The organism is Streptosporangium sp. OZ121, assembly GCF_051918885.1.
Taxonomy (GTDB): Bacteria; Actinomycetota; Actinomycetes; order Streptosporangiales; family Streptosporangiaceae; genus Streptosporangium.
Genome location: NZ_JBPXMC010000042.1, coordinates 38,028 through 56,884, shown reverse-complemented (window position 1 = coordinate 56,884; position 18,857 = coordinate 38,028). Strand labels below are relative to the sequence as shown.

At 72.9% G+C, this 18,857-nt stretch carries 22 protein-coding genes; 16 read left to right on the top strand and 6 right to left on the bottom strand.

Annotated features, from left to right (window positions below; all coding sequences use genetic code 11):
* The first annotated feature begins 222 nt into the window (after positions 1-222).
* Positions 223-585 carry a spore germination protein GerW family protein gene (locus ACTOQ1_RS39895; protein ID WP_440073453.1) on the top strand — a complete coding sequence of 121 codons (363 nt, stop codon included), beginning with the start codon at positions 223-225 and terminating at the stop codon, positions 583-585.
* A gap of 36 nt (positions 586-621) precedes the next feature.
* Here the strand turns inward: ACTOQ1_RS39895 and ACTOQ1_RS39890 are convergent, their stop codons facing one another.
* A complete protein-coding gene (locus tag ACTOQ1_RS39890) occupies positions 622-2,127 on the bottom strand; it encodes an MFS transporter (protein WP_440073452.1) in 1,506 nt (501 codons plus the stop codon).
* A 534-nt stretch (positions 2,128-2,661) separates the two neighbouring features.
* On the opposite strand from ACTOQ1_RS39890, the gene ACTOQ1_RS39885 reads away from it, so the two are divergent.
* Both ACTOQ1_RS39885 and ACTOQ1_RS39880 read left to right on the top strand, forming a co-directional pair.
* Positions 2,662-3,546: a helix-turn-helix domain-containing protein gene (locus ACTOQ1_RS39885; protein ID WP_440073450.1), complete on the top strand. Its 885-nt coding sequence runs from the start codon at positions 2,662-2,664 to the stop codon at positions 3,544-3,546.
* Entirely contained in the window at positions 3,543-4,328 is a 786-nt protein-coding gene (locus ACTOQ1_RS39880) for an SAM-dependent methyltransferase (RefSeq protein WP_440073448.1), read from the top strand. Before ACTOQ1_RS39885 ends, ACTOQ1_RS39880 begins: the two co-directional genes overlap by 4 nt.
* A 116-nt stretch (positions 4,329-4,444) precedes the next feature.
* On the opposite strand, the gene ACTOQ1_RS39875 is transcribed toward ACTOQ1_RS39880, so the two are convergent.
* Entirely contained in the window at positions 4,445-5,314 is an 870-nt protein-coding gene (locus ACTOQ1_RS39875) for an LLM class F420-dependent oxidoreductase (RefSeq protein WP_440073446.1), read from the bottom strand.
* Between the two features lie 334 nt (positions 5,315-5,648).
* Between ACTOQ1_RS39875 and ACTOQ1_RS39870 the strand changes: the two genes are divergently transcribed.
* From ACTOQ1_RS39870 to ACTOQ1_RS39845, 6 genes are all read left to right on the top strand, one after another.
* The gene (locus ACTOQ1_RS39870; protein WP_440073445.1) at positions 5,649-5,792 is read left to right on the top strand and encodes a hypothetical protein; all 144 of its coding nucleotides are present in this window, start codon (positions 5,649-5,651) and stop codon (positions 5,790-5,792) included.
* Entirely contained in the window at positions 5,789-6,571 is a 783-nt protein-coding gene (locus tag ACTOQ1_RS39865; protein WP_440073442.1) for an SGNH/GDSL hydrolase family protein, read from the top strand. The genes ACTOQ1_RS39870 and ACTOQ1_RS39865 overlap by 4 nt, the downstream gene beginning before the upstream one ends.
* A 180-nt stretch (positions 6,572-6,751) precedes the next feature.
* Positions 6,752-7,666: a triphosphoribosyl-dephospho-CoA synthase gene (locus tag ACTOQ1_RS39860; protein ID WP_440073441.1), complete on the top strand. Its 915-nt coding sequence runs from the start codon at positions 6,752-6,754 to the stop codon at positions 7,664-7,666.
* Positions 7,654-7,812: a hypothetical protein gene (locus ACTOQ1_RS39855; RefSeq protein ID WP_440073439.1), complete on the top strand. Its 159-nt coding sequence runs from the start codon at positions 7,654-7,656 to the stop codon at positions 7,810-7,812. The genes ACTOQ1_RS39860 and ACTOQ1_RS39855 overlap by 13 nt, the downstream gene beginning before the upstream one ends.
* Positions 7,803-8,414, top strand: a complete 612-nt coding sequence (locus ACTOQ1_RS39850) for a malonate decarboxylase holo-ACP synthase (protein ID WP_440073438.1) — start codon at positions 7,803-7,805, stop codon at positions 8,412-8,414. The genes ACTOQ1_RS39855 and ACTOQ1_RS39850 overlap by 10 nt, the downstream gene beginning before the upstream one ends.
* A gap of 450 nt (positions 8,415-8,864) precedes the next feature.
* Positions 8,865-9,773 (top strand): alpha/beta hydrolase, encoded by a 909-nt coding sequence (locus ACTOQ1_RS39845; RefSeq protein ID WP_440073436.1) that lies wholly within the window; start codon positions 8,865-8,867, stop codon positions 9,771-9,773.
* Positions 9,774-9,832: 59 nt separating this feature from the next.
* Here ACTOQ1_RS39845 and ACTOQ1_RS39840 read toward each other — a convergent pair whose 3' ends face one another.
* On the bottom strand, positions 9,833-10,732 hold the full coding sequence (locus ACTOQ1_RS39840; RefSeq protein WP_440073434.1) for a LysR family transcriptional regulator: 900 nt from the start codon (positions 10,730-10,732) through the stop codon (positions 9,833-9,835).
* Between the two features lie 87 nt (positions 10,733-10,819).
* On the opposite strand from ACTOQ1_RS39840, the gene ACTOQ1_RS39835 reads away from it, so the two are divergent.
* Both ACTOQ1_RS39835 and ACTOQ1_RS39830 read left to right on the top strand, forming a co-directional pair.
* Positions 10,820-11,665: an LLM class flavin-dependent oxidoreductase gene (locus ACTOQ1_RS39835; protein ID WP_440073432.1), complete on the top strand. Its 846-nt coding sequence runs from the start codon at positions 10,820-10,822 to the stop codon at positions 11,663-11,665.
* A gap of 55 nt (positions 11,666-11,720) precedes the next feature.
* Positions 11,721-12,569, top strand: a complete 849-nt coding sequence (locus tag ACTOQ1_RS39830; RefSeq protein WP_440073431.1) for an alpha/beta fold hydrolase — start codon at positions 11,721-11,723, stop codon at positions 12,567-12,569.
* Between the two features lie 76 nt (positions 12,570-12,645).
* Here the strand turns inward: ACTOQ1_RS39830 and ACTOQ1_RS39825 are convergent, their stop codons facing one another.
* Positions 12,646-13,041 carry a RidA family protein gene (locus ACTOQ1_RS39825; RefSeq protein ID WP_440073460.1) on the bottom strand — a complete coding sequence of 132 codons (396 nt, stop codon included), beginning with the start codon at positions 13,039-13,041 and terminating at the stop codon, positions 12,646-12,648.
* A gap of 136 nt (positions 13,042-13,177) precedes the next feature.
* Here ACTOQ1_RS39825 and ACTOQ1_RS39820 point away from each other — a divergent pair, with 136 nt between their 5' ends.
* Complete coding sequence (locus ACTOQ1_RS39820; RefSeq protein ID WP_440073430.1) at positions 13,178-14,152, top strand: helix-turn-helix transcriptional regulator; 975 nt, start codon at positions 13,178-13,180, stop codon at positions 14,150-14,152.
* Positions 14,153-14,393: 241 nt separating this feature from the next.
* Here the strand turns inward: ACTOQ1_RS39820 and ACTOQ1_RS39815 are convergent, their stop codons facing one another.
* Both ACTOQ1_RS39815 and ACTOQ1_RS39810 read right to left on the bottom strand, forming a co-directional pair.
* The gene (locus tag ACTOQ1_RS39815; RefSeq protein ID WP_440073428.1) at positions 14,394-14,660 is read right to left on the bottom strand and encodes a dihydrofolate reductase family protein; all 267 of its coding nucleotides are present in this window, start codon (positions 14,658-14,660) and stop codon (positions 14,394-14,396) included.
* Between the two features lie 192 nt (positions 14,661-14,852).
* Positions 14,853-15,665, bottom strand: a complete 813-nt coding sequence (locus tag ACTOQ1_RS39810; protein WP_440073427.1) for an aminoglycoside 3'-phosphotransferase — start codon at positions 15,663-15,665, stop codon at positions 14,853-14,855.
* 454 nt (positions 15,666-16,119) lie between these two features.
* On the opposite strand from ACTOQ1_RS39810, the gene ACTOQ1_RS39805 reads away from it, so the two are divergent.
* From ACTOQ1_RS39805 to ACTOQ1_RS39790, 4 genes are read left to right on the top strand one after another with little or no spacing between them, the layout of a single operon-like run.
* A complete protein-coding gene (locus ACTOQ1_RS39805) occupies positions 16,120-16,698 on the top strand; it encodes a DsbA family protein (RefSeq protein WP_440073426.1) in 579 nt (192 codons plus the stop codon).
* Positions 16,695-17,042 carry a phosphotransferase gene (locus tag ACTOQ1_RS39800; protein WP_440073458.1) on the top strand — a complete coding sequence of 116 codons (348 nt, stop codon included), beginning with the start codon at positions 16,695-16,697 and terminating at the stop codon, positions 17,040-17,042. Before ACTOQ1_RS39805 ends, ACTOQ1_RS39800 begins: the two co-directional genes overlap by 4 nt.
* Positions 17,003-17,911: a LysR family transcriptional regulator gene (locus tag ACTOQ1_RS39795; RefSeq protein WP_440073424.1), complete on the top strand. Its 909-nt coding sequence runs from the start codon at positions 17,003-17,005 to the stop codon at positions 17,909-17,911. The genes ACTOQ1_RS39800 and ACTOQ1_RS39795 overlap by 40 nt, the downstream gene beginning before the upstream one ends.
* Entirely contained in the window at positions 17,893-18,795 is a 903-nt protein-coding gene (locus tag ACTOQ1_RS39790) for a serine hydrolase (RefSeq protein ID WP_440073456.1), read from the top strand. Before ACTOQ1_RS39795 ends, ACTOQ1_RS39790 begins: the two co-directional genes overlap by 19 nt.
* Positions 18,796-18,857: the final 62 nt, after the last annotated feature.

Sequence of the window (18,857 nt, the reverse complement as noted above, 5' to 3'; positions counted from 1 at the left end):
CCACGACCACTACATCGTGGTACGCGCCGAGCAGATCACCGGCCGCCGCCTCACCTCCGGACACGACGAGCAGGAGAACTGACCGCCCGGGGCTCTCGGCCCCGGAGCCGGTCGTCGGCCGCCGGGGGACCTTCGGCCCCGCGGAGCCCGCCTTCGCCCCTTTCCCGCCGTCGCGTCCCGCACGATCATGGGGGGACACCGGCCACCGGAAGGACAGACACGATGAACATCATGGAAATGATCGAGCAGGCCAAGGACACCGTTTCGATCAGGCGGGTCTTCGGCGAGCCCATCGTCCAGGACGGTCTGACGATCATCCCCGTGGCCAGGGTCGCCGGCGGCGGTGGCGGCGGCAGCGGCCGCGGGGAGCTGGAGGGCGATCGTCCGTCGGAGGGGGCGGGGGGCGGGCTCGGCTTCGGCGTCACCCCCATCGGGGTGTTCGTCATCAAGGACGCCGAGGTGCGCTGGCAACCCGCGGTGGACGTCAACCGCATCGTCCTCGGCGGTCAGATCGTCGCCATCGCCGCCCTGCTGACGGTACGTGCCATAGCGCGTGCGCGTGCCAGGACGGCGAGGAGGCGGTAGCGGCGGGCGGCCGGCTCCGGCCCCGGCCCCGGCGGCTCAGGCGGAGCTCTCCTCAAGGACCGGCTCCCGGGTGACGCCGGGGGTCCGCAGGGTGATCGCGGCGGTCAGCGCCAGCGCGAGGAAGATGACGGCACCGACCGCGCCGACGACGTTGAGCCCGCTGGTGAAGGCGCCTCGTGCCGCGTCGAGCAGGCCGGGGATCTCCCCCGCGACCGACAGCGCCCCGGTCAGGCTCGACGTCGCCGTCTCCGCCGTCTCGGCGGGTGTGCGTGCGGGCAGATCGGCGGCGAGGACCGAACGGTAGACCACGGTGCCGAGGCTGCCGAGCGTCGCGATGCCCACCGCGATGCCGAACTCTCCGCTGGTCTCGGACACCGAGGCGGCCGAACCTGCCTTGTGCGGCGGCGCGGCGGCGAGCATCAGGTTCATGGTGAGCGCCATCGGAAACGAGATCCCGGCGGAGGCGAGCACCAGAGCGGCGACGAGCAGTCCGTGGCTCTCGGGGGTGACCTGCGTGACGACCAGCAGGCCGAGGCCCGCGAGCGCCAGGCCCAGCGCGGTGACGGCGGCCGCCGGCAGCTTGCGCGCCAGAACCGGGGCGAGCAGCGAGCCGGCGACCATGGCGACGTTCTGCGGGATGAGCCACATCCCGGTCGACAGCGGTGAGAGGCCGGCGACGTTCTGCAGGTACAGCGTGGACAGCAGGGACAGCCCGGCCATGACGACCCCGCCGCCGAGCCCGATCAGCAGGGCCGTGCTGAACGTGCGGTTGGCGAAAAGGCGCAGATCGAGCAGCGGTTCGGCCAAGGTGTGCTGGCGGCGGACGAAGAGCACGCCGATCGCGAGGCCGGCGGCGATCGCCATGAACGCGACGGGTCGCCAGCCGTCGCGGGCAAGGGTCTTGAGGCCGTAGATGACGGGCAGGATCGCGGCGAGCGACAGGGCGACGCTGAGAAGGTCGACGGGGTGCTCGGGCCGCTCGGGGGCGAACTCGGGCAGCAGCAGCGGGCCGACGACCAGCAGCAACACCATGAACGGTACGCCGAGCAGGAACACCGAGCCCCACCAGAAGTGCTCGAGCAGCAGGCCGCCGACGAGCGGGCCGAGCGTCATCCCGCCCATGAAGCAGCTGAACCACACGCCGATGGCCAGGCCCATCCGTTCGGGGTCGGGGAACATGTTGCGGATCAGTGCCATCGTCGAGGGCATGAGCGTGGCACCGGCGATGCCGAGCAGGGCTCGTGCCGCGATCAGCATGGCGGGGCCTGTGGCGTACGCCGCCACGATCGAGGCCAGCCCGAACGCGGCGGCGCCGGCCAGCAGCAGCCGGCGCCGGCCGATCCGGTCACCGAGGGCGCCCATGGTGACCAGGAACCCGGCGATCATGAACGAGTAGATGTCGAGGATCCACAGCTGCTGGGTGGCGTCGGCCCGCAGGTCGGCACCGAGCTGCGGCAGGGCCAGGTAGAGCACGCTGACGTCGAGCGAGAGCAGCAGGGTCGGCAGGGCCAGGACGGCGAGACCGATCCACGGGCGGCTCATCGGCCCGCGGCCTTCGTCATCGTCGCCAGATGCGTGGCGCGCCGGTCGAAGAACATCTCAGGACTCCTTGGTGTCGTCGCCCGCGTCGATCCGCGGTGCGGTGTCCCGGTGCGGGACCGAGCGGCGCCGGTGCGCGGCACGCCCGCCGCCGCGGTCTCCACTTCGAACACGCCTGACGATAACTACCGAAGGCTTATATAGTCAATACAAAAAAAGTTGTCGGTGTGGGCCGGACATCGCCCCTGTGCGCCGCCGGCGGGAAACCGCCGGTGGCGGACGGCGGGCCGTCGGCGGGCCGGTCGCCGCGCGCCCCCTCGACCGGCCGGCCGAGGGGGCGGGCGGGCCTTGACCGGACGCGCCTTCCGCAAGTTTTGTGATCTTGAAATTTCGCGGAACGGTATCCGGAATTCCTGGACAGCGGGAGAAAACAAGCAATAGCCTCAATTCCACTTTCCAGGTGATCTTGCCATGGCAAGTCGACGGGGGCGGGGGTTCCCACTGATCATCCGGCGGGCGGAGACACTCGGAGGGGACGTGGGCGCTCAAGCGGAGGCCGGCGACATGGCGCGCCAGATCGTCGGCGCCCGGCTCCGGCAGCTCCGGCTCCAGTGCAACCTGACCGCCGCCGAGGCCGGCAAGGCCATCCGCGCCAGCGAGTCGAAGATCAGCCGTATGGAGACCGGGCAGCGAGGCTTTCGCCGGGACGACCTGCGTGACCTCTTCACCCTGTACGGAGTCACCGACCCGTACCAGCGGGAGATGCTGCTGTCCGTGGCGTTCGGCGAGCGCAGGCCGGGCTGGTGGGACAGCAAGGAGCTTCCGCTGGACGCGGCGGTGGTGATGCGCCTGGAGCAGACCGCGGACCTCATCCGCACCTACCAGCCGTTCGTCATCCCGCCGCTCCTGCAGACCCCGGAGTACGCGGCGGCCGCCTACCGGATGAGCCGGTACCCGGTCCCGCCCCGCCACGTGGAGAGAAGCGTCGAGCAGTTGCTGCGCCGCCAGAAGGTGCTCGCCGGCGCCGACCGGCCCGTGCTGTGGGCCGTGATCGAGGAGCCCGTGCTGTGGCGGCCGATCGCGGGAGTGGAGGCGCACATCCGCCAGCTCATCGCGCTGACCGCCTCGGCCCAGATGAAGGGCATCAGCATCCAGGTGAATCCGATGGGCTCACGGTTCATCCCCGGGTACGGGCCTTTCACGATCTTTCGCCGCGGTTACGGCCGGCCCCAGATGATCGCCGTCCACGGTGAGAGGGAGGAGGTCGCCGAGCGGTCCCTTCGGGAGGAGCACGCCATCACGTTCGACCGGCTCTCGGTCGCGGCCTGCGAGAGCGGCGACACGTCAGCGCTCCTGATGAGGATCTGTGACCGCATTCACGTAATGGACGACCACACACCTTCACCGAAAGGCGCCCCGTGACCCATCCCAGTGACGCATCGCAGGCGAGTGCGGCCCGCATGTATGACGTCATGCTCGGCGGCCAGGAGAACTTCGCGGCGGACCGGGAAGCCGTCAAGATGCTGGTGGCTCATTTCCCGACGGTCCCCGACGCGTGCCGGGCCAACCGCGGGTTCCTGCTGCGAGCCGCCAGGACCATGGCCGACGCCGGTATCGACCAGTTCCTGGACATCGGCTGCGGCCTGCCCACTCCCCCGAACCTCCACCAGGTCGTGCGGAGCGTCCACCCGGATGCCCGCGTGGTGTACGTCGACAACGACCAGACGGTCGTCACGCACAATCAGTCGACGGTGGACCACTCCGGCGTGTTGACGATCCACGGGGACCTGCGCCGGCCGCAGGAGATCCTCGACCACCCCCGGGTGCGGGCCACGCTCGACTTCACCCGGCCGATCGGCGTGTTCACCGTCGCGGTATGGCATTTCGTCACCGGCGACACCGCGCACGACCTCATGGCCCGGCTGCGTGACGCCCTCGCGCCGGGCAGCTACCTGGGGCTGACCCACGCCTGTTCCGACACGATGCCGGAGGACGAGGCGTCCGCCGGGCTGGCGGTGTACGGGCAGACCCGCAACCCGGTCCGGCTCCGCACCATGCGCGAGGTCGGCGAGCTTTTCGAGGGATTCGAACTCCTCGAACCGGGACTGGTCCTGGCGGCGGACTGGCGTCCCGTCGACGGCGACCCGTTCCCCGAGCGCGCGTTCGAGGTCGTCGCCGGTCTCGGCAGGATCCCGCCGCGCTGAACCACCCGCGGGCGAACACCGGGTCCGGCCGCGCCGAACCACCCGTGGGCGAACACCGGGTCCGGCCGCGGCGGGGCCCCGGCCGGTCAGGCGGCCGTCATCGCGAAGTGACGTTTTCAGTCCTTCCGCAGTCCGAGCGTGCCGGCCGCGGCCGCCAGCGCGGCCAGGTGTTCGTCGACCGAGCCGAGCCCCGCCTTCATGGTGTTGACGGCGAGGTGGGTGGCGCCGGCCTCCCGCCACCGGCGGGCCAGGTCGCCCATCTCCTCGGCGTCGCCCGTCCAGCTCACCCGGCCTTCCATGCCGAGCGCCGAGGGGTCGCGTCCCGCCCGCACGGCGGCCTCCTCGACCAGCGCCCTGGCCTCGTCCAGCTTCGGGCCGGGAGGCACCTGCGGGAACCAGCCGTCGGCCAGCCGTCCGGCACGCCGGTACGCCGGAGGCGACTGCGCGCCGAACCAGAGCGGGATCGGCCGCCGCACCGGCAGCGGCGCGAGCCCCGCCCCGGTCACCCGGTCGTAGGCGCCCTCGAAGGTGACCGACCGCTCGGTCCACAGCCGGCGCATCAACTCCACCTGCTCCTCGACGCGCCTGCCCCGGGTGCCGAAGTCCTGGCCGAGGGCCTCGTACTCGACCTGGTTCCACCCCAGGCCCACGCCCAGCCGCAGCCGCCCGCCACTGAGCAGATCGACCTCCGCCGCCTGCTTGGCCACCAGGACCGTCTGCCGCTGGGGCAGGATGACGATCGCGGTGACCAGCTCGAGCGAGGTCAGCGCGGCGAGATACCCGAAGAGGACCATCGGTTCGTGGAACGTCGACTCTATGTCGTAGACGCCCTTCCAGCCCCGGTGAACCTCCGGGTCCGCGCCGACGACGTGGTCATAGGCCATCAGATGCCGGAACCCGAGCTCCTCGGCCCCTTGCGCGTAGGCGCGCACCGCGCCCGCGTCCGCGCCGATCTCGGTCTGGGGAAAGACGACACCGATCTGCATCCATGGCTCCCGTCAGCGGTCGGGCGAACTCACCGACCATCATTCCGCGCACGGCGTCGCTCAACCGCGCGCGACACCGTGGTGGCCTGTCCGTAGGAAAAGATCTACACCTGGAGCGGTACGAGGCGACACGCGTTCCCGGCGCCACCCGTTCAGCGGGCCCGCGGACGTGCTTTCCCGCGGGCCGCCCGGCCGCGCACTCGGCTCACGTACGCGAGACACCTCACGTACGCGAGGCGGGTCCTCACGTACGCGAGGCGGGTCCGGAGCGGCCCGATCGGTCCGGCCCTCCCCGCTCCGGGACGAGGCCGCCGCCGCTCCTAGGATGAGCCGCATGCACAATCTCGAACTCGACCGGCGGGCGAGCGAGGCCTCGGGGAAGGTCACCGCCACCACCGCCACCACCGCCACCGACGGCGCACCGGTCCGCCGGCCGGCGGTCGCCCACCTCGGACGTGACCAGCGGTGGACCCCATGACGGACTTCGGCTTCGTCGCGCTCGGCGACAGCTTCACCGAAGGGGTCGGCGACCCTCTTCCCGACGGCACGTTGCGCGGGTGGGCGGATCTCGTGGCGGCGGATCTCGACGCGCCCGGCTTCGGCTACGCGAACCTGGCCATCCGGGGGCGCAGGTTCGACGACGTCGTCGCGCAGCAGGTCGACGTGGCGATCGCGATGAACCCGTCACTCGTCAGCATCGCCGCGGGCGGCAACGACGCGCTGTGGCGCGGCTTCGACCTGACCACGATGCGCGACCGCTTCGACCAGGTGGTCGCCCGCCTGCGCGCGTCGGGCGCGGACGTGCTGCTCTTCACCTTCCCCGACCTGAGCGTCCGGCTCCCGCTGCCCCACGTGCTGCGGCCCCGCATCGTCGCGATGAACGACCTGGTCACGGAGGTGGCCGCGCGGCACGGGGCCCACCTGGTCGACCTGTTCGGCGACCGGGCGTTCGACGACCACGGACTGTGGAGCGCCGACCGCCTGCACCTCAACCCGCTGGGCCACCGCCGGGTCGCCGACCAGGTCCTGGCCGCGCTCGGCCGCGCCGCCGCCCCTCCCCCGCCCCCTCCCGGCCCGCCCGCGGCCAGACCGGCGCTGCTCGCCGACCTCCGCTGGGCCTCGGCGCACCTCACCCCCTGGCTGCGCCGCCGCCTGACGGGCCGCTCCTCGGGTGACGGGATCCTGCCCAAGCGTCCCGTCCTGACGGGCGGATTCGAGTCGCCGTCCGGCCCGCCCCCGGACCCGCGGTCCGGCTGAGCGGCCCGCCGAGGGCCGCGCACGATCGGCCGGGGGCGGGCCGGGGAGGGCGTGGCCCGGTGAGATCGGCTCTCCCGCGGCGGCGAAGGCTGCCGGATCGATACCGAACCTTGATCACCGACTGTGCCTTTTTAACATGATTTGAGTTAATTCTTATATTTCGCGAGGTATTAACCGGCCATGACCGTCACCGGCGGCGCGCTCGCGGCGGGGAAACGGACGGCGAGGCCCTCCGCGGCCCTGCTCGCCGACCTGCTCGCCGACCTGGCCGTCCGCGCGCTGTGCCAGGAGGCGTGCCTGAGCCCCAAGCCGGGCCTGGCCGACCGCCGTGGGCGCGGCGCGCACGACGACATGGACCTGCCGCTTCTCCTGGCCTCCGCCCGGGCGCTGCGCCCCATGTTCCGCTCCCTCGCCGAGGCGGCGGAGCGGACGTCCGCCGGGATCGAACGCCGGGAGGAGGTGGGCCGGCTCAGCCGCGCGGGCGAGGCGGCCATGCTGCGGACCACCCGGGGGGTGAACACGCACCGCGGGGCGGTGTGGTCGCTCGGGCTGCTCGTCGCCACCGCCGCGGGCGCCGCCGACGAGCGGGAGGCCGCCGGCCGGGCGGCCCGGCTCGCCGCCCTCCCCGACCGGCACCTCCCCGCGAGGGCGCCCTCCCACGGCGAGCGGGCCCGGCGGCGGTACGGGGTGCGCGGCGCTCGCGGCGAGGCCGAGGCCGCCTTCCCGCACGTCGTCGGGGTCGCCCTGCCGCGGCTGCGCCGGGCCAGGGCGGCCGGGCTCCCCGAGGAGGTGGCCCGGCTGGACGCGTTGCTGGCGGTGATGAACCTCCTGGACGACACCTGCGTCCTGCACCGCGGCGGCCCCGAGGGCCTGCGCGTCGTACGGTCCGGTGCCGGGCGCGTCCTGGCAGAGGGAGGCTCGGGCACGGCCCGCGGCCACGCCGCCCTCGCCGAACTGGACGAGCGGTGCGTCGCACGGCGGCTGTCGCCGGGCGGGAGCGCCGACCTGCTGGCCGCCGCGCTCTTCCTCGACATGATGCCGTGGCCGGAGCCCGTCATCCGGGCCGGGCGGAAGGTGCTCCCGTGCGGACGCTGAACCACGGGTTCCCCGCCGACCGGCCGGCCGCCCGGCGAGCACACGTCGGGGTGGCCGGTTCGGGAGATCCGGAGATCCTGATGGCCCAGGAGCGGGCCGCCGCCTCCCGGCGCGTCCGCGAGGCGCTCGCCGCCCGATGGCGGTGACCGCGCGCCCGCACGACCTGCTGCGGCTCTCCCGAGCCGCGGCACTCGGCGGCACGCCCCCGGGGTGGGTACCCGCGTCGATCGCCGCCTGCCCCTGGTGCGTCGTACGGCGGGCACCGCACCCGCCCGGCCTCGTCCCGGTCGGCATCCGCGGGACCGAGCGATGGCAGCGCCACGCCGCCCTGGTTCCCCGCGACGCGGTCGTCCGCTCCGTACCGCCCGAGGAGCTGAGGGGGCGGCCCCGGCTCCCCCTGCTCGCCGTCACCCTCTCCGCCGTCACCCTCCTGCTCGCCGGCGAGCTGGAGGCCGACACCACCTGGGGCCCGATCGGCGGGGTCGGCTTCGAACTGGCCACCGGGCAGCCGGTCACCCACCCCGGAAGCGATCTGGACCTGCTGATCCGGGCACCGCGCAGGCTGGACCGCACCCTGACCACCCGGCTGGCGGCCGTTTTCATCGCCCTCCCCGGTAAGGTCGACTGCCAGCTGGAGACACCCGGAGGCGGGATCTCCCTCACCGAGTGGGTCCGCACCGGCGGCCCCGTCATGGCCCGTACCGACCACGGCCCGCGCCTGGTGGACGACCCGTGGGCCCCCGCATGAGCGTCGCGTTCCGCCACCCGGGCCAGGGCACCCAGCGGCCCGGGACGCTCCACGACCTGCCCGGCCGTCCGGTCGTCACCGCGACCCGCGCCGAGGCCGAGCGGATCCTGCCCGGCTCGTCCCTGCGGGACACCGCCGAGGCGCTGGAGTCCACCGTCACCGCGCGGGTCGCGCTCTGCGTCGCCGGGGTCGCCGCGATCCCCCGGCGTCCCCTCGGCGTCCCCTGTGGCGACGCCACGGGCCGCCTGCCGCGCGACTCCGCCGCCGTCCTCGACGATCTCGCCCGCGGCATCGCCACCACGGTGAGATGGCGCGACGTCATCGCCCCGCTCGGTGAGCCCGGCACGACCCTGTTCGTCCGGACACCCCCGGGGGGACGTCCTCGCCAGGATCGCCCGGGTACCGCTCACCGGCACCCGAAGATCGCCCATCACGTCAAGGAGGAGAAAGATGAGATCCGCACGCACCTGCCGGCGGCTCCGGGAGATCGCACCCGCGGTGGCACTCGCCGCGGTCGCCGCCTCCGCGGTGGCGTCGACGGCGACCGGCACCCAGGCGGCCACGGCCGTCAGGGCGTCCACTGCGGCGCACGGGTCGCCGGCGCTCACGGCCGAGCCGTTGCCCTGCCGGTCGCCGGGCCGCGTCAAGCCCACGGTCGTCCTGGTGCACGGTGCCTGGGCCGACACCTCCAGCTGGAACGGCGAGGTGAGCTCCCTGCAACGAGCGGGCTACGTCGCGCGGGCCATTCCCAACCCGCTCCGGAACCTCACCGGCGACGCCGCGTCCGTCGCCGACTTCCTGAGAACCGTTTCCGGCCCGATCGTGCTCGTCGGGCACTCGTACGGAGGCTCGGTGATCACGAACGCCGCCGCGGGCGTCCCGAACGTCAAGGCCCTGGTGTACGTCGACGCGGCGGCACCCGACGTCGGGGAGACCACCGGCGGGCTCAGCGGCCGCCGCTCCGCCCTCTCCGCCGATCCCGCCTCCCTCTACGACATGGTGTCCTACCCGGGCGCGCCCCGGGGAGCGACGGACCTGTACCTCAAGCAGGACGTCTTCGTCCGCTCGTTCGCCTCGGACCTGCCCAGGGACACCGCGGCGCGCCTGTGGGCCACCCAGCGCCCCGCCTCCACCAGCGCGTTCACGACGCCGTCGAAGGCCGCGGCGTGGAAGACGATCCCCTCCTGGTACTTCATCAGCACCGGCGACCGGATCATCACCCCGTTCTCGGAACGGTTCATGGCCCACCGGGCGCGCTCGAAGGTCACCGAGTTCCCCGGCGGCTCGCACCTGACCCTGGTGTCGCACCCGGACGCGGTGACGGCGGTGATCGGATCCGCGATCTGCTCCGTCCGCTGAGCGGCCGGTCGCCCGATGGCCGTCAAATCCGTCCGCCGGTGGAACGCGGGGAGGTCGCCTCACCGGCCGCGTTCGAGGTCGCCGGCGATCTCGGCGGCCAGCCGCGCGGCGCGAGCGGCGAGAGGCGAGGGAGTGCGGTGGGCCTGGCGCAGCAGGTAGATCTCCCGCGGGGCTATCGGCGGTTGTAACGCGTGGACGCTCAGCGCCTCGTCGGCCGCGGCGCCGGCGGCGTGAATGACGAGCCAGGGAAGGATCACCGAGCCGAGACCGGCCCGGACCATGGAGAGCACGGTTTCGTTGCCGGCGGCGCGGAAGACGATCTCGGGGTGGACGCCGTTGCCGGCGAGGGCCTCCTCGAGCGCCGGCTGCGCGCAGTCGGGTGGCCAGGCGACCATCGGCGCCCCGTCGAGCTCTGCCAGGTCGACATGCCCGTCGGGAAAGCGTCCGCGGGGGGACACCAGGTGGTACGGGTCACGGAGGAGTTCGAGGTGCTCGACGTCGGCGCCGGCGATGCGGTGGTCGTGGAAGAGCAGGTCGACCGCCGACAGGTCCGGGGATCCCGGCTCGTCCTCGGAGAGCCGGATGTCGCAGCCGGGGAACTCCTCGCGGAGCCTGCGGACCAGAACCGGAAGGAGCGTGTTGGACACGCTCTGGAAGGTGCCGATCGTGAGGCGGCCTTCGCCGGCCTTGAACCGCTCGATGGCGGTGCGCATCGCGTCGGCCCTGGCGAGCAGCTCCGCGGCGTGCGTCAGCGTCACCTCGCCGAGCGGCGTGAGCCGGACCCGGCGCGGGCCGCCCGGACGGTCGAAGAGGAGGCCGCCGACCGCGCGCTCGAGGGCGGAGACGTGCTGGCTGACGGTGGACTGGGTGTAGCCGAGCCGCGATGCCGCCCTGCCGAAGGAACCCTCGTCGACGACAGCGGTGAGGGTGACCAGATGTCGAAGCTCCAGGTTCGCCACACCGGCCACGGTACTTCGCCAAACCCGATCATAAGCATCGAGAACCATCGCTTTTCACGATGGAGAAGGAGATCTAGCGTCGATGGCATGCCTGCTAATCACCGATCGGCGTTGTGGGTCCCGCTCTTCGACGAGCTGGCCGACCCTCTTGTGGTGGCACGACTCGCGGCCGAGGCCGAGGAGGTCGGCTGGGACGGGTTCTTCGTGTGGGACAGGCTCACCTGGCCCGCACCGGTCGAGCGGGTCGCCGACCCGTGGATCTCGCTGGCGGCGGTGGCGACGGCGACCGGCTCGCTGCGGCTGGGCCCGATGGTCACGCCGGTCGCGCGCCGCCGGCCCGCGAAGCTGGCCCGGGAGACCGTCTCACTGGATCGGCTCAGCGGGGGCCGGCTGACGCTGGGCGTGGGACTGGGCGGCGACGTCTACGGCGCGGAGTTCGCACGCACCGGGGAGCAGGCCGACGACCGGGTCCGGGCGGAGATGCTGGACGAGACGCTGGGCATCCTCACGTCCGCCTGGTCAGGGCGCCCCGTACGCCACCGAGGACCGCACTACGTGATCGACGATCTCACGTTCCTGCCCGCGCCGGTCCGGCGGCCGCGCGTGCCGATCTGGGCCGCGGGCTACGCGGGTCGCCGCAGACCGCTGCACCGGGCGGCGCGTGTCGACGGGTTCTTCCCGGTCGAGCTGCGGCACCCCGACCAGCTCGCGGAGATCGACGAGACGATCCGCGGCCTGCGCCCCGATCCCACGGCGCCCTACGACATCGCGGTGCCCCTGCCACCCGGTGCCGATCCCGCCGCGTACGTCGCCGCCGGCGCCACCTGGTGCCTGACGGAATTCGAACCGGAGGCGATGACGCTCGACCACGTGCGCGGAGTGCTCAGGGACGGCCCCGCCGTCCCGGCCCCGGAGGAGGTCGCATCCTCATGACCACCGCAACGCGAACGGCGGCCCCCAGGGCGTGCGGCGCGGGAAGGGACTCGTCGTGACCGAACGCATGATCACGGTACGAGGGGTGCGGCTGTGCGCCGAGTCCTTCGGCGACCCGGGCCGGCCACCGGTGCTGCTGATCATGGGGATCGGCACATCGATGCTGTGGTGGGAGGAAGGCTTCTGCCGCGAGCTCTCCGAGGGTGGAAGGTTCGTCATCCGTTACGACCATCGCGACACCGGCCGGTCCGTCACCTACCCGCCCGGGCATCCGGGCTACGACTCAGGGGACCTCGTCGAGGACGCGGTCGGCGTGCTCGACGCCTTCGGAATCCAGGCGGCGCACCTCGTGGGGGCTTCCGCGGGAGGCGCCCTGGCACAACTGGTGGCGCTCGACCATCCCGGCCGGACCAGCACCCTCACCTTGATCAGCACCACGTTCGCCCTGTCCACCCCTCGCGGTCGCGATCTGCCCGGGCCGTCCCGCGAGTTCACCGGGTTCTCGCGGGAGGCACGGCCCGACTGGACGGACCACGAGTCAGTGATCGACCACCTGGTGAGCTACGCGAAGATGCTCACCGGTGGCCGCCGGCCGTTCCCCGAACGGCAGGTCCGCGAGCTGGTGCGAGCCGACGTCGGCCGCGCGCACGACCCCGCCTCGGCGCGGAACCACGACCTCCTCGAGGACGCGCCGCGGGACCGTCCGCCACTCGCGAGCATCCGGGTGCCGACGCTGGTGGTGCACGGTGCCGCGGACCCGATGTTCCCGCTTCCGCACGGACACGCGCTGGCCGAGGAAATACCGGGTGGACGGTTGCTGGTCCTGCCGGACTCCGGCCACGGCGTGGAACGCGCCGACTGGACCGCCCTCGCCTCGGCGATCCGCGAGCACACCGCCGGTTAGTCCCGACGCCGGTTGGCCGAGGGCCGTGAACGGGTGTCAGGCCTGGGCCGGTCAGGACGGTGGTGGCGAGGCCGCATCACGCGACGGCGGTCCCCTCCAGCTCGACCATCAGGGCGGGGATCGCCAGCCGTACCACCCCGAGCATCGTGGTGGGCGGCGCCACCCCGGCGGCGCCCAACCGCGACGCCAGCACGCCGTAGTGCTCGAAGAGCCGATCGACGTCGGTGGTGTGGACGTTGAGCCGGACCAGGTTCGCGAGGGACATGCCGGCCTCGCCGAGCACGGCCTCCAGGTTGTCGAGGCTCAGCGCCAGCTGCGCCGCCATGTCACCGGCGTGCCGGGGCTTGCCGTCGCCGCTCATCGCGGTCTGCCCGGCGCAGTACAGGGTCCGGGTGTGCCCGGAGACGATCTCACCCTGGTTGTAGCCCATCTCCACCGACCACGCCCACGGGTTGACCGCCATTCGCTCCATTGCCACATCAGCTCCATTCGATTCGTCGACATCGCGTACGTCGCCCGGCCCGGTAGCCACCGTCCTTTTCGCGATGTCGATAAGCCTCCCGGCAAATCACGACATCCTGTGTCGTGTATTTCTGTAGGGTTTTCGTATGCGTGCCGACCGATTGGTCTCGCTGGTGCTGCTGCTGCGGCGGCACGGTCGGCTGTCGGCGGCCGCGCTGTCCCGCGAGCTGGAGGTTTCCACCCGCACCGTGCTGCGCGACATCGAGGCGCTGTCCGCGGCCGGTGTCCCGGTCTACGCCGAACGCGGCCGGCACGGCGGTTTCGCGTTGTTGCCCGGTTTCCGGACCGAGCTCACCGGGCTGAACCACGACGAGGCCCTCGCCCTGCTGGTCGCCGGATCGCGGCGCGGCGCGCAGGCGTTCGGCCTCGGCTCGGCGCTCGCTTCGGCGATGCTCAAGGTGGTCGACGCGCTGCCGGAAAGCCATCGGGACACCGCGGCCGGCGCGGCCGGGCGATTGCTCGTCGACCCGGAGACCGACCTGCTCTCGCGTCGGCCGGCCGACGAGGAGGTGTCCGACGCCATAGCGGCCGAGGTCCTGCGCGCGGTGTTCGCCGGGCACAGGCTGCGCATCCACTACGCGGCCGTGGACCAGACCCCGCGGTGGCGCACGGTGGACCCGATCGGCCTGGTCACCGTACGCGACCGGGGCTACCTGCTGGCCACGAGGTCCGGCGCGGACCGCACCTACCGGCTGTCCCGGCTCCTGGCCGCCGAGGAACTCTCCGAGCCCGCGCAGCGACCGGACCGGGTCGATCTGGACCGGGCCTGGCAGGAACGCAGCACCCGGTTCCGGACCGGCGGCGATCAGGTCACCGTGCTGGTACGGGTGGACCCTGCGCGGCGGGAGGACCTGGTGGGCACCGCGCTGGCCGTCCACGCCGAAGAAGCCGACCCGGACGGCCGGCTGCGGCTGGAGGTGACCTTCCAGGATCCGAGACACGCCGAATGGGCGCTGTGGCAGCTCGCCACGAACGCGGAGGCCCTGGCCCCGCAGTGGTTGCGCGACTCCCTGCGCGACCGCGCCACCGCCATCGCCACCCGCTACGGAGTGCCGCCCTGAGAGGTGTCGCCCTCGGTCCGTCACCCGCGCCGAACCCGTTGAGCCGCGGCCGGGAACGACCCACACCGGGGCCGGCGCACCCGGCCCTCCCGGCGTCGCGTGCGCGTACCCGCGCCCGAGGGGGCCGCGACGACGGCGCGGAGCCGGGGACCGCGCCTGGGCGCCGGTGAGCACGGTCCCGCCGGCTCGGTGCCGCGCGGGAAGCGGGGAAGCGGGCCGGTCCCGCGCCCGGAGGCGATGGTCAGTCGGCCGGACGGTAGTCCAGGACGATGGCGCCGGAGCTGAAGGCCGCGGTGCCGGCCGGCTTCCAGGCGGAGGTGGTGACGCCGTCGGGGAACAGCCGCTTGCCGGAGCCGACCACGGCCGGGTGCAGGAAGAGCTTCGGCTCGTCGATGAGCCTGTGCTCGATCAGGTCGCCGCTACCGTAGATCAGCAGGTCCTGGCCGTGCTCGGCCTTGAGCCTGGCGACCTCCTCGGCGACGTCCCCTCGATCACCGTGGCGTTCCACTCGGGGTCGCGCAGAGTGGCCGAGGCGACGTACTTGGGCAGGTTGTTCATCTGCTCGGCCCCGGCGTGCCCTCCATCTTCGGCCAGGCCTGCGACATGCCGTCGCAGGTCTTGCGTCCCAGCAGCAGCGCCCGGCTGGCGTGCAGCCGGCCGCTCTGGAACCTGGCGTGCTCGTCGTTCCAGTACGGGCCGGTCAGGCCATGTCCCAGAGCAGGCGGTAGTAGGCGACGCGCTCCGGGTCGGGGGCGATCCCGTACGCGTCGTACACGACGCCGTCGTAGCCCGGCTCGTAGTTCCACTCCATGCTCCACACCGCGACCGCGAGGTCCGCCCACCGGTCGGCCACGCCGAGCGAACCCAGGTCGACGTGCGCGGCGAACGTGCCGTCGTCGTGCAGCAGGGTGTTGGGGACGCACGCGTCCCCGTGACAGACGACGAGGCGGTCGACGGCGGGCGGCTCGCCGATGCGCGCCCGGGCCGTTGCGAGGTCCAGGTGCCGATGCTCGGGAAACCGGTCGGCCGGCCCCTCGCCGCCGGCGATGCGCTCGTCGGCACGGACGAGCCGCCGGTCGACGCTCCAGTCGTACGGGCACAGGTCGACGGGCAGCGCGTCGTGGAGCAGGCGCAGCCCCCGGCCGATCGCGGCCGCCGCGGTCACCGGGTCGACGCTCCACCGGGGATCCACCGCCGAGAGGCCGGGAACCGCCTCCGTGACCAGCCACGCGCCGTCGGCGTCCGTGCCGTGCTCGACGACCCGCGGGACGGTCGCCCATCGCCGCGCCCAGATCAGCCGCTCCGCCTCGCCGGGGAGGTCGATCTCCGGGGTGCCCGCGGAGACCCACTTGACGTATCTGGTGGCACCGTGCCCGCCTTCGAGGCGGAACGTCAGGCCGCCGAGCTCGTTGCGCCACACCGGGGTGACGGTGTCATCACCGGCGAGCGCCGCGACGACGCCCGGGACGGCCACGGGGCCGGTCGGGATCTCTGAGATGACAGGACGGCTCATGAGAACCTGATCCTCCTGGAGGAGCGGTGCCGGTGACAAACGGGTTTCCGAGCCGGTGAAGGCCCGCCGCGGAGAACCCCCGCAGAGGACCTTCCGGAGAGGACCCATCGTTGAAGGCCTGCCGGTGAAAGCCCGCCGGTGAAGGCCCCCGGAGAGTGCCCGCCGGTGAGGGCGAGGCCGCGCCGCCTCGGCCGCCGGAGGATCCGGCGCCGGAGGTCCCGCGCGTCTTCGCGGGCGGGACGTGCGCCCTCTCCCCTGGCCCGGCCCCCTGCGGTACGTCGAACCCGGCGGAGAAGCCCGCGGAGAAGCCGGTGCCGTGAGCGGCGCGAAGCCCGATCCATGATTCCGGCTTTGACCGCTCTTAAGCTGCGGCGCCCCGGGGGGTGGGTAGGAACAGGGGAGTCCTCGGGCGCACGGGTCCGGGTCTCTCCCCGAACATCGCGAGGAGGACCTCATGAGCACGCGACCACAGCGGGCGACGGCGCCCGTCCGGGTGCCGGCCGGTGCCTCCGACGAGGGGGACGGCATCGTCGTCGGTGCGGGCCCGGTCACCGTCGACGTCTACATCGACTTCCTGTGCCCGTTCTGCAAGACGTTCGAGCAGACGTCCGGGCCGACACTGAACGGGATGGTGAGGGAGCGGGCGATCAGCCTGGTGTGTCACCCGATGGGCTTCCTGGACAGGCTGTCGACCACCCGGTACTCCTCCCGCGCGTCGGCGGCCTCCGGTTGCGCCGCGGACGGCGGGAGATTCGTCGAGTACACCCGCGCTCTCTTCGCCGGCCAGCCCCCCGAGGAAGGACCGGGACTCACCGACGACGAGCTGATCGAGCTCGGCGGCCCGGCCGGGCTCACCGGCCCGGCGTTCGGCGAGTGCGTGCGCGACGGCGCCTACCTCGGCTGGACCGCCTACGTGACGCGGAAGGCCATCGAGCGGGGGGTGAGCGCCACGCCGACCGTCCTGGTCGAGGGCACACCCGTGCCGGCGACCCCCGAGGCGATCGTGGCCGCCGTGACCGCCGCCGCCCGCTGACCCCTCCCCTGGAGGGGGCGGCCCTGGCCCCCTGCCCCTCGCTCTCCTCATTCCCGGCTCCCGGCATTCCCGGCTCCCGGCCGGAGGTCTGGGTGCACGGCGACCTGCTGCCGGGCGACCTGCTCGTCGTCGACGGCCGCCTGCCCGCGGTCATCGACTTCGGCGGCCCCAACGTGGGCGATCCCGCGTGCGATCTCCAGCCCGCCTGGAACGTGTTCGCGGGTGACAGCCGCCTGTCACCGGGACCCGATGCCATCAAGGATGGAAAAGGCGACTTAATGCTGAAATGGCATAAACTTGCCTCGTGGACGTCCTTGGAGCCTGGAGAGCGTTCGTCAACGTGAGCGATCGAGGAAGCTTCACGGAGGGTGCGGCGGCCACGCGCGTGCCGCAGTCGGTCGCGAGCCGCCGGATCGCCGCCCTGGAGAAGCACCTCGGGGAGCGGTTGTTCGATCGGTCGTCGCGCGGGGCGATGCTCACGCAGTTCGGCCGCGACATGCTTCCGTCGGCGAAGCGTCTCGTCCGCCTGGCCGACGACATGGAGCACGAGGCGGAACGGGCCAGGCTCAATCCCCTGCGTCTCGCCGTTCCCGACATCTGCACCGTTCGCGACCTCGCGCACCTCGGCGCGGAGGCCCTCGGCAACGACATCCACCTCGACTTCCATGCCGCCGCCCCGGCCGAACGGGCGGAACTCGTCCGATCTCGCGAGGTTCGCGCCGCCCTCACGGTGACACCGCCCGGCGACGCGACCTGGTCCGTACAGCTGGGCCTCGCCGGCGCCACGGATCTCCCGGTGGCAGCCGTCTACGTCGAGACCCTCCGGGCCGGCCGCGCCGCGCGGTCGTCGCGAAGAAGCCGGATCTGGATCCAGCCCGAGGACGACGTCCCCCACATCCGCGACCGGATGTTCCGGATCCGGGACGCCGTCGGCCTCCAGCCCGCGCAGGTCGTCGTCGCGGCCACGCTCACCTCCGCCGCGGCGGAGGTCTTCGGCTCGGCGGATCTCCTCCTGTGCTCGGTCCGGCAGGCCGAGGAGCTCGGGCTACACTGGCGCCCGATCGGCGAGGTCCACCTCGCCCGCGGCTTCGAGGTGTCGGCCGCCGTCGGGGACGACGCGGAGCGCGTCAGGACCCGGCTGTGGCACGCAATCGCCCGCTGTCTCGGCGCGCGCGAACAGGACGGAGGGACACCATCAAGGTCGAGAGCCTGATCCGCGAACTCCGGCGGACGCTCGACGACGCCGGGCTGCGCGGATCGTTCCTGGTCCGGGACCTGCACTCCGGTGACGAGGTCGGCATCGAGCCGGACCTCGAGTTCCCGATCGCCTCGCTCGTCAAGGTTCCGCTCGCCATCGCGACGCTCGAACGCATCCGGAAGGGCGAGCTCGACGGCTCCACGCAGATCCTCGTGCGGCCGGGCGGGATCACCACTCCGGGACCGACCGGGCTGAGCAGGTTCCGGCATCCGGCCAGGATCGCCGTCGACGACCTGCTCTACCTCAGCACCTCCCTGAGCGACAACACCGCGGCGGACGCGCTGTTCGCCCTCACCCCGCCCGCCGAGGTCTCGGCGGTGCTGCACGGGCTGGGGCTGCGCGGCATCACGGTCCGCCACACCATCCAGGAACTCGTCGACACCCCGGTGGAACGCCTCGACCCGGCCGACGCCCACCTCGCCCACTTCCTCGCCATCGAAGCGGGGACGGCCGGGCGGGGGCATCGGATCCCGCAGCTCGACGTGACGCGCGCGAGCTCGGGGTCCGCGCGAGCGTTCATCGACCTCCTGCGAGCACTGTGGAGGCCGTCCGCGATCGACCCGGGCGTCGCCGAGCGCGTGCGGGGCCTCATGGCCGACAACATCCTGCGGCACCGGCTGGCACCCGATTTCACCTCCGACGCCTCGAAGTGGTCCTCCAAGACCGGGACGCTTCTCAACCTCCGCCACGAGGTCGGCGTCGTCGAGCATGCCGACGGCCAGGTCTTCGGCGTCGCCGTGCTCACCGAGTCCCGCGTGCCGGCCGCCAGCCAGCCCGGAGCCGAGGCGCTCATGGCACAGGTCGCGCGCACCCTCCGCGATCGGCTACGCCACATGTGAGCCGCCGGACCCCGTGTGCCCGGGCCGGGGCGATACCGCCCGGCCCGGGCACACGACCGGCG